We start from the raw sequence: 12,429 nt of genomic DNA, 5'->3' as shown, positions 1-12,429 counted from the left end.
TTTTAAAGGCTCTATGTGATTTGTAGTATGAATACAGCAATTCTCAATTTAGGAGTATCAATATAAATCAATTAGTTACAGTTCTTTTATATTTCGATCCTGAGTGATTTTTCAGCACTCAGCGCTTTTTCTATGAAAAAAAGGCACTTTTTTCAATTTTAATTCCAGTTTGTGTGATTTTTATTGAAATTACTTAATAATTTAAAATCTCAGAAGCCTGTATTTAAGCTATGTCCAAGCATAAGTTATTGAATTTCTTTAAATTGAGAATTGCTGGTATGAATAGTGAAATTTTATTTAGCCAAGCCTTAGGGCTGCCCTCGCCTTGGCAAGTGGAAGATATCCGTTTTTCAAATGACAATATTTCAGCCGAAAGCGAACTACATATTTACCTTGGTTTTGAATCGGGTGAACAATTTATCGATGAATCGGGAGCCTTATGCCCAGTTCATGATACCGTGGATCGAAAGTGGCAACACTTGAATTTCTTTGAGCATTCTTGTCTTTTACATTGTGCTGTTCCACGCATCAAAACGACCGATGGTAAGGTGCGTACAGTGGAAGTCCCTTGGGCTCGCCCTGGTAGTGGATTTACCTTATTATTTGAGGCAATGGCACTCGCAATGATAGAAAGAGAAATGCCAGTTAATCGTGTCGCTGAAATGCTGAAGGTGAATCCACAACGTATTTGGACTGTTTTTAATCACTGGATTGGCAAGGCGAAAGCAGCCGATGATGTCTCATCAATTACCCAGCTTGGTATCGATGAAACGTCATCAAAAAAAGGCCATAAATATGTCACTTTAGGTGTAGATTTGGAAGAATCCCGGGTTATTTTTGTCACGGAGGGGAAAGGCAAGGCAACCTTGCATAATATTCAGAAGCACTTTGAAGACAAAGGTGTAGAGAAAGAACAGGTAGAGCAAATAAGTATGGATTTATCACCGTCATTTATAGCGGGGGCATCAGAAGCCTTTCCGGATGCTTTGATAAATTCCATGTCGTCAAACTCTTAAATGAAGCGATGAATCAAGTGCGGATTGATGAACGTAAAGAACATGACGCACTCAAAGGGCACAAATATACTTTCTTGAGAAACCGAGATAATCTGACAAACAAACAAGAGGCTTCATTAGCTGAAATGATAGACCTATACCCCACTCTGGGACAAGCCTACCGATTGAGCTCTTCAGTAACTTATGGACAATGCCTGATAAGCGCTCTGCAGAAGCCTTTCTGAAGCAATGGTGCGCAGAAGTAGATGCGTCAAAAATTCCTGCTTTTATGAAGTTCGCGAAGACCGTTCGGAGCCATTGGGTCGGGATCATTCATTTTGTCGAAACACAGATTACAAATGGCATTCTTGAAGGTATTAATAGTAAAGTTCAATTGGCCAAACGACGTGCAAGAGGCTACCGTAATATTGATAATTTTATCAACATGATTTACTTCCTATGTGGAAAGCTGAAATTTGATTACCCACTACAAATCACATAGAGCCTGAAATACTTAGGACGCCTAGATTCTATTAAAACTGACATTATTGTCAAGACATGACAAAACTGTCATAAAGACCTGATACTATTGTCAGGTCATATAAAAATTACAGTACACTTAGCAACTAAGAGGTATAAATAATCCTAATTATTTATACCTCTTAGTAAACATAAAAAAGATCGTCATCCCCGTAATTTTGCAGTGAACTATAGACAATCAGGGTGATATTACTTACTTTTGCTCACTAATATTATTCAAAATTAATATCTGGCATAGGTTCTGCTTGTACTTACAGTGTAAGCTTATGACTATTTCAGGGAAGTTAAATTAGAAAAAGGGAAAAATACTTAGAGTCGCTGGATCAATGCTTATCTATCGCTATTTCTCGTGTGCGTTAGCTGATTGAAACTTTTGAAGAAAAGATAGGGACTGTACAGTTAAGATTCATTTTTATAATGGGTCTAAGGTGTCTTGTACTCGGAAAATTGGTCTCTGCTATATTTTTTGGAATTATTTGTATATGAGCTCTTAATTTACATAACAGCTATTATCGAAAAAAAACGACAGGGAACTGTGCTGAATAAAGCCAATTAGCTACACCGATGGTGTTAATTTTTATTAAATATCTATATGTATACTGAATATTTTGGGTTCACTAAAAAACCATTTTCACTGATTCCTGATCCAGGTTTTCTATATTTAAGTCCTAACCACAGGAAAGCCATAACAATTTTGCGATATGGCTTGATGAGTCAGGCAGGCTTTACGGTGGTAACGGGTGAAATCGGTACTGGGAAAACAACACTTGTAAATTATTTGTATAGGGGGATGCGACAAGAACGGACGGTAGGGTTGATTACTAATACACATTTTAGCTATGGAGACTTATTAACACTAATTCTTGCGGCTTTTGGTATTAAAGAGTCCATTACTGATCAAGCCCAGCGTTACCAATGTCTAGTACTTTTTTTGCAGAAGCAGTTTGCAGCGCATCATCGGGCAGTTCTTATCATCGATGAAGCACAAAATATGGATTTGCGAACACTGGAGGAATTGCGCCTGTTATCCAATATCAATGCTGGTAACGATATTTTGTTACAAATAGTGCTATTGGGGCAACCAGAATTGGTAAGTAAATTAAATAGTCCCGAATTAGTGCAGTTTACACAAAGAATATCGGTGGACTTTTACCTAGCACCGCTTGATTTTAAACAATCCATTTCCTATATCTATCATAGACTGCATGTTGCTGGGGGCGAACCAAATATCTTTTCGAAAACAGCATGCGCTACAATTTACTATTTCACCAGTGGAGTTCCAAGGCTTATCAATAATATTTGTGATTTGTCATTGGTTTTTACCTATGGTGAAGGTAAAAAAAACGTTTCCGTAGAAATGGTGCTGAGTGTGATCATAGAAAAAAAATTAGGGGGTATCTTGCCCTTACAAGGCTTGCAAGATAGCAAGATAAAACAGCGCATAAGGCAAATGGTCATGGAGCAAGAGCAGATTGATTTAGCGGGGTATTGGGATTCGCTTGTCATAAATCAAGCTCTTGTCGGCTGAAGTCAAACTTACGATTGATTATTGTAGGGTTGGCTTTGCTTTGCTTTGTCAACTAGGGTAATTAATACTTCCAGAAGAACAATTTTGCACTTGTTTTTTTAACTATAATGCTGTTGAGCATGCAAAAAAATCAGCCCCCTGATTTGCAATCACCGCTCGCTTAAGTCGCAAGATCAAACCCTATCGCAAAAATACCGTTATCTCAGGCTAGCAACAGCATTTACTCTTCTGTTACAATAACGACAGTTTAGGTTCTCTTTCAAGAGAAGTCATTCAGGGAACAAGGTGCTGATGTATCGTTTAATACATCATAAGCCTTGGCTGACCCGCAACTGTATACGGCGAGTATGCCTCTATTAATGCCACTGGGAAACTGGGAAGGCGAGAGGTATATATTGACCCGTGAGCCAGGATACCTGCCTAAGCTAGTATCACCTAGTCATAAATCGGGATTTGTTTATGGCGACGGAAGTCCGTTTTCTGTGATGCGCATTATCGTGTCATATCCTGCTTGTCTTATATGGACAGAGTTATCTGTATTCCATAGTAATGCTCTAATGGTTCTGGCACACGTTTGCCGATGGGACTATTTTCTTTTTTAATACAAGCTCCTCTCGGCGTTTACTTTCTGAAAACGTGGAGTTTTTTTTCGTATGTTTACCCCTATTAAAAGGCCAGCTAATGCCTTTTTATCCAGTCTTTTTACTGCCACCTGTCTTACGCCTATTGCTCTTTTTGCGGCCGATGAATCACCTAAAGCACTCACCAAAATGGTGGTTACCTCAAGTTTAACGCCAACCCCTGCCGCACAGGTCGGTAGTGCCGTCACGGTGATTACAGCCGAGGACATTGCACGGCAACAAATCACCTATGTTGCGGATATTTTACGCACGGTGCCGGGGCTTGCCGTGAATCAAACGGGCGGTAGTTTTGGTACGCTAACGCAGGTGCGTATGCGCGGCGCGGAAGGCAATCAAACATTGGTTAGGCTCGATGGCATTGAGTTAAACGATCCGGCGGGCGGCTCAGAATATAATTTTGGCAATATGCTGGCCGATAATATCGAACGTATCGAAATTATCCGCGGTGCACAAAGTGCTTTGTATGGGAGTGATGCTGTCGGTGGGGTGATTAACATCATCACCAAAAAAGGTAGCAAAGGCTTGCAAGTCAATGCGAATGCTGAAGGCGGCTCGTTTGGAACCTATAAAGTGGGCGGCGGCTTCAGCGGTGGCTGGAAAGACAAAGTTGATTTTTCCTTAAATGTTAATCAGTTTGCAAGTGAAGGGATTTCCATTGCGGCTAGTGGTACTGAAAGGGATGCCAGTCAAAACTTAACGCTTGATGGTAATGTCAATATTCGTCCCCTAGAGGCGTTGGAATTAGGTGTTAGCGGTAGAATGGTGCGTGCAGATACGGATACCGATGGTTTTCAGGGTGGAATCGGTGCGGTAGATGCTGATAATCGCTCAGAAACGCGCCAAGGCTATACGAAAGCCTATCTTAAATTGACCGTACCAGAAATAACGGATTGGTTGCAATGGGAGCATCAGGCCAGCTTTTTTTACTCGGATAGTCAACGTAAAAGTTTTCGTGACCAAGCTTTTGCAAGCCATTTTAATGGCAATAAAATTAAATACGCTTATCAGACGAATTTATTGCTGGATACATCGCAGTTTGCTCAGTCTCGGCATGCGTTGACCTTTTTATATGAGCATGAAGAAGATAGTGCCGATAGCACCTTTTCCAGCAAAAATCAGACGCGTTTAATCGTTAATAGTTATGTGGGGGAATATCAATTGGCATTATTTGACCGTGTATCGCTGACGGCCAGTGTGCGCCATGATGATAATGTGCGGCAATTTCAAGATGTGACCACCTTTCGTACCACTGCCGCCTATCGGCATATTGAAACCAATACTAAATTACATGCCAGTTACGGCACGGGGGCAAAAAATCCTACGCTGTCTGAGTTATATATTGATGGTAATTTTTCAGGACGTGAATATCGTGGCAACCCGAATTTACAAGCGGAAAAAAGTAATAGCTGGGATATAGGTATCCAGCAATTTCTCTTTGATGAGCGCGTGTCGCTGGATGTGACTTACTACAATAATCAGATTAAAAACTTTATTCAGCGTACAACGGATATTAATGCCGATGGCTCACGCTACTTTACCTACGGCAATGCACCAGGCATCAATAAAATAGAAGGCATTGAAGTAGGTATCACTGCCAATCTCATGCAGGGGCTAGATTTTGTGGGGAGTTATACTTGGACCAGTACCAAAGATGCTAAAAATATCGCATTAGTACGCCGTCCCAAGCATATTGCCAGCGCAAACCTTAACTATGGATTTAGCGTCTTGGATAGAAAGGCTAATATTAATCTCGGTGTTAAATATAATGGCCAACAGACCGACTATGCATTTGATGCGGCATTTAACCGTTCTACCGTTGTATTAAGCGATTACACGCTGGTTAATATTGCCGCTTCTTATGAGATTTTCGATCATGTCGAAATCTTTGCACGGGTAGAAAATATGCTTAACGATAGCTATCAAGAAGTGTATTCCTACGCCTCCCGAGGGGTTGCCGGATACGGTGGTGTGCGTGTGGCATTAGGACCTTTTCTAAAATAGTGCCTGCCTTTTTTCAATGGCTTGATGGGGTTCTCTGCGCAGCTAAAAAAGTGGTTGTGCAGTGCTCCCCCTCTTATCTAGTATTAATAGGCGTATTGCTGAGCTGTACAGCGCAGGCAAAACCGCAAAAAGTGGTGTCCATCAACCTATGTACCGACCAGTTATTATTGTTATTGGCGGATAAGCCTGTTATCCAATCGCTAAGTTATCTAGCGAGCCGGGACGATATTTCTGCATTGGCGCACGAAGCCGTGGGCATCCGCAAAAATCATGGTCTGGCGGAAGAAATCATGCTGATGCAACCGGACCTGATTTTGGCAGGCACTTTTACATCACGCCCCACCGTTTTTTTACTCAAACGCTTGGATTTTAACATCATTGAAGTACCGGTTGCCCGCAGTTTTGCAGATATTCGTCATAATATCGCCATGATTGCCAAAGCACTGCATGAAGAGCAACGCGGTGAGCAACTGATTCAGGCATTCGATACTCGGCTGGCACTCGCCTTAGCAACGCAAGTGCCACAACCGCCTGTTGCCGTTTTTTATCGTGAAAACAGCTATACCACGGGAGGCAATACCTTGGCACATACGATATTGGAGGCAGCAGGTTTTCGTAATTTAGCCGCCGAAATGGGCATTTCGGGAAGTGGCCATTTGCCACTGGAAGCCTTAATCACTCAACACCCTGACATTATTATTAGCGGACGCAAACGTAGCCCTCATGGCAGCGTGGCAACCGCCGCTTTTCAGCATCCTGCTTTTCAAGCTTTTAAAACGCAAACGACAATGGTAACAATCTCTGACCCACTATGGATTTGCGGTACGCCGCTCGTGCTTGATGCCGTGGAAAATCTGCTCAAGGTACGCTTGCAATTGGCCGCAACACAACAGACGACAGGACAGCCCACACCATGATAAAAATGGCACGCCCTGGTTTATTTTCTATATTATTTATCAGTACCTTACTGGCTTTTTTAGGCTCGGTGGTGGTTGGTAGTTCTTATGTTGGCGGACGTGAATTATTAACTGTTTTAAGCGGTACAGCCGATCAGACGACACGCTTAATTTTGCTGGAAATTCGCTTACCTCGCGCCCTCTTAGGTTTAATGATTGGCATGACCTTAGGGCTAGGTGGCGCAGTATTACAGGGTTTTTTACGCAACCCATTGGCAGAGCCCGGCTTAATCGGTGTGACATCCGCCGCCTCATTAGGCGCGGTACTCACGATTTATTCCGGCCTGTCCGCCTTATTTGCCTTGGCTTTACCAATTGGGGGAATCACCGGCGCATTGCTTGCCGTATTGCTGATTCAGTTACTTGCGGGCAACAATAGCAGTACTTTGCGTTTAATTCTAGCAGGGGTCGCCGTAACCAGTTTTGCCTCTGCTTTGACATCACTGGTCTTAAATCTTGCCTCTAACCCCTTTATTGCGCTGGAAATCATGTTTTGGTTAATGGGTTCTCTGGCAGATCGTAGTTTTGAACATGTCTGGCTATCGGCTCCTTTTATGCTATTGGGCTGGTGTTTATTACTGCTGCAAGGCAAAGCACTCGATGCTTTGACCCTTGGAGAAGAAGCGGCGCAGAGCTTAGGCTTTAATCTAAATCATATACGTACCTACATCGTCATTGGCATAGCCTTATCGGTTGGGGCGGCAACGGCCGTGGCCGGTGCGATTGGTTTTATTGGCTTGGTAGTACCGCATTTATTGCGCCGTTGGGTGGCACATAAACCCAGTAGTTTATTGCTTGCCAGTGGTTTGGGGGGCGCGTGTTTAACTTTATTGGCTGATATTGCAGTGCGTATTCTCAGTACGGGCACAGAATTAAAACTCGGCGTGGTCACCGCTTTAATTGGTGCGCCATTCTTTTTACTACTGATTATGAAAACGCAAAAAGAGTTACAATGAAATTACTGGAAGCGCGTGGCATCAGCATTCGATTTGGTGAGCGCGAGATATTAAATGACATCCATTTTAATCTAGGCAAAGGCGAGCTAATCGGATTGATTGGCCCTAATGGTTGCGGCAAAACCAGTCTCTTAAGAACCTTAGCGGGACTACTGCCGACAAAGGCGCAACAGTTAGCCATTCTCGGTCAGGATTTAGCCGCCTGGAACCCTCAGCATCTTGCTCAAAAACTCGCCTACTTACCGCAGGGCAATACCAGCCACTGGGCGGTCAGCGTTGAAACCTTGGTGATGCTGGGACGTTTGCCGCACAGGAAGGCGTGGGCAGCGCGCTCGCAGACAGATAAAGACATTGTGCAACAGGCCTTACAAGCCTGTGATGTGGCTCAATTTGCCACACGCACGGTGGATACTTTATCAGGCGGCGAACGCGCCCGCGTCTTTTTGGCACGCGCCTTAGCCGTACAACCTGCCTTATTATTAGCCGATGAGCCGATTGCAGGGCTTGATTTAGGGCATCAATTGGACGTAATGGAAAAATTTCGCAGTCTATCTAATGCAGGAATGGGCATTGTGACGGTGATTCATGATTTAACGCTGGCAATGCGCTATTGCGACAAATTAGTGATGCTAGGCGGACACAGAATTATCGCCGAAGGCATCCCTAAACAAGTGCTGACGGCTGAAAATTTGGCGCAGTGCTTTCATATTACCGCCCATATGGGGGCGATTGAGGAGATTGATTACCTAATTCCGCTGGCAACCCTAAAGCATTAAGCTCCCTATTTTTAGCTATCTTTCTTTTAATAACATCAAATTTTATCAGTAAACTTATGTCTCAACACTCGCATATCACACGCTTATTGGTGCAATATTTAGCCTCCGCCAGTCACAGTTTTAGCATCGGATCATTTGGCGCGATTGCCGAATTTCACCGCGATGCGGATGAAAAGCTCATCATTGATAAAGCCGATCAACTCACGCTGATGACCGCGCGGGGTGCGCTACAATTCAACCTTGCCGAACAAGTACAGCCCATTGCCTATGAAGCATTGAGCCAACACAAACAACGCTGGCAACAGGGCGTTGCTTTTTGTTTGCCCAAATCTGTAGCCAAAATGCACCAACGCAATACGCTGACCGAAGTAGGGACAGACCAGCATTGTATGCTGGCGGCGGAACAAAATGCCATCCTATTTGATATGGGAGTCGATGCTTATAATATTGATTTTTGCATTCGCACCGCAGATGCAGACTTGATTAGATTACTGAGACAAGCAGAAGGCCAGCCTTATGCGGCATTAGATAGCGAGTTGACCAATCGGCTGATGCAGCTTAGCCCAACGCGCGTGATTTTATCTAAATTAGGGCGTATTGAAATTTATCAGCCCATCGGCAAAGAGAAAACCCCACACGGGCCGCATACGCATTTATTACCTAAATTATTGGCCAAAAAAGCCACACATTCTGCCAATACGCCCATCCCTGAGCCGCTTGTGCCTTGCTTAAGCTTACACCCTGCCAATCCATTATTCGATGCATTAGGGCAAGAAATTCCTTTCAATAGCACACGTCTTGAGCAATTTTTAAGCCTGTTTGAGCAATTCGGGTTGACGCATTGCAGGCAACAAAAACAAGCGGTGATGCAGGCTGTGTTATCAGGCGTAGCCCCTGAAGACTACCCACAGCCAGAGCAAAGAGAAGCCCGCGCAACGATGCGGGTTAGCTTAAGGCAGATGTACCAACAAACGCAATATCACCCTAATATTAAACGCTGGGTGCAGTATTTTGAAAAATAAGCTGACTATGTGAGCAAGAAGTCATTTTATAGGTTAATGAAAATGGTATTCGTGTGTTTTTTCGTATTTGTAGTTATTGCTCTTGAGCTACAATAAAGCTTTTTGGATTTCGCTTAGATCGTAATAATTTTCTAACTCGTTTCTAGGCAAAGCCCTGCGTTGATGTACAACAGCAGGGCTTTCTTATGCTTACTTCAATTGTTGATAATATTTAGCTAACTGCTTAATTTCAGCATCACTAAGTTGTTTAGCTATGACTCGCATACGGCTATAAAGATCATTGTGGCGTGTGCCATTTTTGTACTCTAATAGCGTCGCTTCAGTATATTCAGCTTGTTGCCCAGCGAGAGCAGGGGTGTCCATTTTCTGGCCTTTACCTGAAGACTCATGGCAGACAAAGCAAGGGGGTAAGATTTTTTTACCATTGCCTTTGTCTACCAAGCTTATGGCTTTACTAAGATCTTCTTGTGATGCTTTATTTTGCGCAGCAGGTAAGGATTGAAACCATGCGGCTAAATCCGCACTGTCTTGTTCGCTTAGTCCGGCAGCGATAGAAGACATCATTGGGTTCTCTCGTTTGCCATCCGCATAATCACGTAATTGCTTATAAGTGTAGTTTGCAGTTTGTCCCGCTAAAGAAGGGAACATACCCATTGGGCTAATGCCTTTTTCACCATGACAGCCAGCACAAGATTGAGCAAGTTGCTCGCCTTTTTTTATATTTCCATCTTTAACGAAATTAAGTGTTTCTGGCATCCAAACCATATTAGACGCAGGTTCGGCTACGGCAAAAGCAGGTATGATACATAAAATTAAAGGTAGTATGCGTTTCATGTTTAATATCCCCATGCGCTTGAACCATAAGTGTCCATAAAAAAGAATTGTAAAATGGGTATGCCAAAGCTAATAAGCATTAAGACCGCAATGACTTTATTCCATAATGTGAAATCGTTTAAATACTCCGGCAAGTCTTTTACTTCATGCAAAGGTTCAGCGTATTCCACTTCGCCGACAAAAACTTCTGTCGTTGTGCCGAATTGTGTTTTTACTAAGATGTAAAAAAACAAACAAGCTGAACCTAATAAAACTAAGCCGCCTAGAATCATTAAGATCTCATAAGGTTCCCATGTCATCGTGAGTACATTATTGTATTGCACGCTAGAAATACGCCTAGGCTGACCTAATAAACCGAGAACATGCCAAGGTGTAGTCATGATACTCATGCCGATAAACCAAGTCCAAAGCTGCACTAAGGCGAGTGAATTCGAAACTAAGGGTTTCTTGCATAAAATTGGCCATAAATAATAGGCAATCGCAAAATACATAATGACAGTAGTACCTGCAAAGATCAGGTGAAAATGGCCAGGTACCCATGCGGTATTATGAATCATCGCATTCATAGCATAACTGGCATTGACAATACCACCAAAACCACCAAATATCAGCATTAATAGCGATAGGATAACGGCTAATGTCATTGGGTTAGTCCATGGCAAGCTGCCAATCCAACCGAATAGACCTTTACCACCGCGTAAACGACCAGCAATTTCTAAAGAAGCAATCACGGTAAACCCCGTCACTAAGGTGGGTAGGGCAACAATAAAAGTACCTACACCATGCAGTAGTTTCCAGCCTTTTGCTTGCTCAGGATCCATATATAGGTGATGGAAGCCAATGGGTAAAGAAAAGACCACTAAGACGATAAATGCCATACGTGCTGCTTCATCACTGAAGAGATAGCCACCTGCTTGTTTGGGGACAAAGACATAAAACGCAATATAAGCAGGAATTAACCAGAAATAAACGATTGGATGTAACGTCCAAGCAAACAAGGTTCTGGCTAGTCCCGGATCAAGCGTATCCATTAGTCCTAAAGCTAAGGGGATTAATTGAAATAAAACTTCTGCAGCCACCCCAGCACTGGTCCATAACCATAAAAGCGCATTGGCTGTCGTTGCAAACATGGCTAATGGCACCGTTTTACCTGGGTTTGCTTTCTTCCACTGGTAAAACATGACGACCATAATGGCACACCAAACCCAAGAGCCTACAACGAGTAAAGTCACACCAATATAAAAGGCTGCATGCGCTGTCACAGGCGGATAAAAAGTATACAGCACTGAAGCTAGACCACTGAGGAGTGGAACTGCTGCTATGACAACACCTGATAGAGCTATGGCAAAACCAGCCCAAGCTAACTTAGGATTCCATACAGGGACTTTTAAAGAGCTACTCGCCGTGTAATACCCAAAGCCCATAATAAAAAAGGTGGTTAAAACAAAGGCCATTAAGACACCATGGGTACTCACAGAAGCGAAATATACACTAATAGAAGTGAGTGACTCAAATAGTCCGCTGCGTTCTAAAACTTGAAATTCCCCCATAAAACACGCAACGATAAACGCTGAAAATGCCACCCACATGTGGCTAAGGGCTAGATTTTTTGCTGTTGTATCATTCATTGTCACTTGCCTCATTTTCTGTCGCAGTCGAGTTTAGCATCGCTGCTCTGTTCGCTTCCCACTCTTCTTTATCAATCACGAATGCTTTGCTCCACATATGGTCATGACCTAAACCACAATATTCATTACATAGCATTGGATATTCGCCAGGGCGAGGAAAAGAGCTTTCCACTTGCGCGACGTAGCCAGGAACAATCATAGTACTCATGTTAGTCATGGGCATATGCACCCCATGTAATACGTCCATACTCACCCAGCGAAAGGTCACTTTAGTTTCTGCTGGTAAGGTAATTTGTTTAGGAAAAAATGCGTAACGGCCGGCAACCATACGCACGGTAATATCACCATTTTCAGCGACTTGTACGCCTAGATTATCTTCAGCAAATTCTTCACTCAAATGAATTTTTCGAGAATCAATGGTCTCTACATTGCTGGGCGCATTAACGCCATGAAATAGCGCATCTATCATAATAATGGAGATAAATAAGGTACACATGCCGAGGGCAATTTGTACCCATTTTTTTTCTAAGGGATCAATATGCATATTTCACC

9 protein-coding genes, 1 pseudogene and 1 riboswitch are annotated in these 12,429 nt (G+C 43.0%); of the genes and pseudogenes, 7 read left to right on the top strand and 3 right to left on the bottom strand.

The genetic code is table 11. The features are described 5' to 3' along the window. The first annotated feature begins 278 nt into the window (after nucleotides 1-278). The 7 genes and pseudogenes from BQ7314_RS15605 (at nucleotide 279) to BQ7314_RS15575 (ending at nucleotide 9,415) form a co-directional block, all read left to right on the top strand. Nucleotides 279-1,497: pseudogene (locus BQ7314_RS15605) on the top strand (ISL3 family transposase). Between the two features lie 630 nt (nucleotides 1,498-2,127). Beyond that, nucleotides 2,128-3,063, top strand: coding sequence for an ExeA family protein (locus BQ7314_RS15600; protein WP_174484606.1), 936 nt, complete (start codon nucleotides 2,128-2,130; stop codon nucleotides 3,061-3,063). Between the two features lie 232 nt (nucleotides 3,064-3,295). Further along, a riboswitch (cobalamin riboswitch) is annotated at nucleotides 3,296-3,501 on the top strand. A gap of 215 nt (nucleotides 3,502-3,716) precedes the next feature. Then, a complete protein-coding gene (locus BQ7314_RS15595) occupies nucleotides 3,717-5,705 on the top strand; it encodes a TonB-dependent receptor plug domain-containing protein (protein ID WP_174484605.1) in 1,989 nt (662 codons plus the stop codon). After that, nucleotides 5,705-6,622, top strand: a complete 918-nt coding sequence (locus BQ7314_RS15590; RefSeq protein ID WP_174484604.1) for an ABC transporter substrate-binding protein — start codon at nucleotides 5,705-5,707, stop codon at nucleotides 6,620-6,622. The genes BQ7314_RS15595 and BQ7314_RS15590 overlap by 1 nt, the downstream gene beginning before the upstream one ends. Continuing rightward, nucleotides 6,619-7,617, top strand: coding sequence for a FecCD family ABC transporter permease (locus BQ7314_RS15585; RefSeq protein WP_174484603.1), 999 nt, complete (start codon nucleotides 6,619-6,621; stop codon nucleotides 7,615-7,617). The genes BQ7314_RS15590 and BQ7314_RS15585 overlap by 4 nt, the downstream gene beginning before the upstream one ends. After that, on the top strand, nucleotides 7,614-8,393 hold the full coding sequence (locus tag BQ7314_RS15580) for an ABC transporter ATP-binding protein (RefSeq protein ID WP_174484602.1): 780 nt from the start codon (nucleotides 7,614-7,616) through the stop codon (nucleotides 8,391-8,393). Before BQ7314_RS15585 ends, BQ7314_RS15580 begins: the two co-directional genes overlap by 4 nt. Before the next feature lie 56 nt (nucleotides 8,394-8,449). Beyond that, nucleotides 8,450-9,415, top strand: coding sequence for a DUF6925 family protein (locus tag BQ7314_RS15575; RefSeq protein ID WP_174484601.1), 966 nt, complete (start codon nucleotides 8,450-8,452; stop codon nucleotides 9,413-9,415). A 189-nt stretch (nucleotides 9,416-9,604) separates the two neighbouring features. Here BQ7314_RS15575 and BQ7314_RS15570 read toward each other — a convergent pair whose 3' ends face one another. Genes BQ7314_RS15570 through BQ7314_RS15560 form a run of 3 tightly spaced genes read right to left on the bottom strand, consistent with a single transcriptional unit; the run spans nucleotide 9,605 to nucleotide 12,421 of the window. Further along, a complete protein-coding gene (locus BQ7314_RS15570) occupies nucleotides 9,605-10,249 on the bottom strand; it encodes a c-type cytochrome (RefSeq protein WP_174484600.1) in 645 nt (214 codons plus the stop codon). A 2-nt stretch (nucleotides 10,250-10,251) separates the two neighbouring features. Beyond that, nucleotides 10,252-11,877, bottom strand: a complete 1,626-nt coding sequence (locus tag BQ7314_RS15565) for a b(o/a)3-type cytochrome-c oxidase subunit 1 (protein ID WP_174484599.1) — start codon at nucleotides 11,875-11,877, stop codon at nucleotides 10,252-10,254. Beyond that, entirely contained in the window at nucleotides 11,870-12,421 is a 552-nt protein-coding gene (locus tag BQ7314_RS15560; protein ID WP_174484598.1) for a cupredoxin domain-containing protein, read from the bottom strand. The genes BQ7314_RS15565 and BQ7314_RS15560 overlap by 8 nt, the downstream gene beginning before the upstream one ends. Nucleotides 12,422-12,429: the final 8 nt, after the last annotated feature.

The sequence above is a fragment of the methanotrophic endosymbiont of Bathymodiolus puteoserpentis (Logatchev) genome (assembly GCF_900128525.1).
In the GTDB taxonomy this organism is placed as follows: Bacteria; Pseudomonadota; Gammaproteobacteria; order Methylococcales; family Methylomonadaceae; genus Methyloprofundus.
The sequence above is the reverse complement of the archived record's forward strand: the minus strand, read 5'-3'. Positions and strand labels throughout refer to the sequence as shown.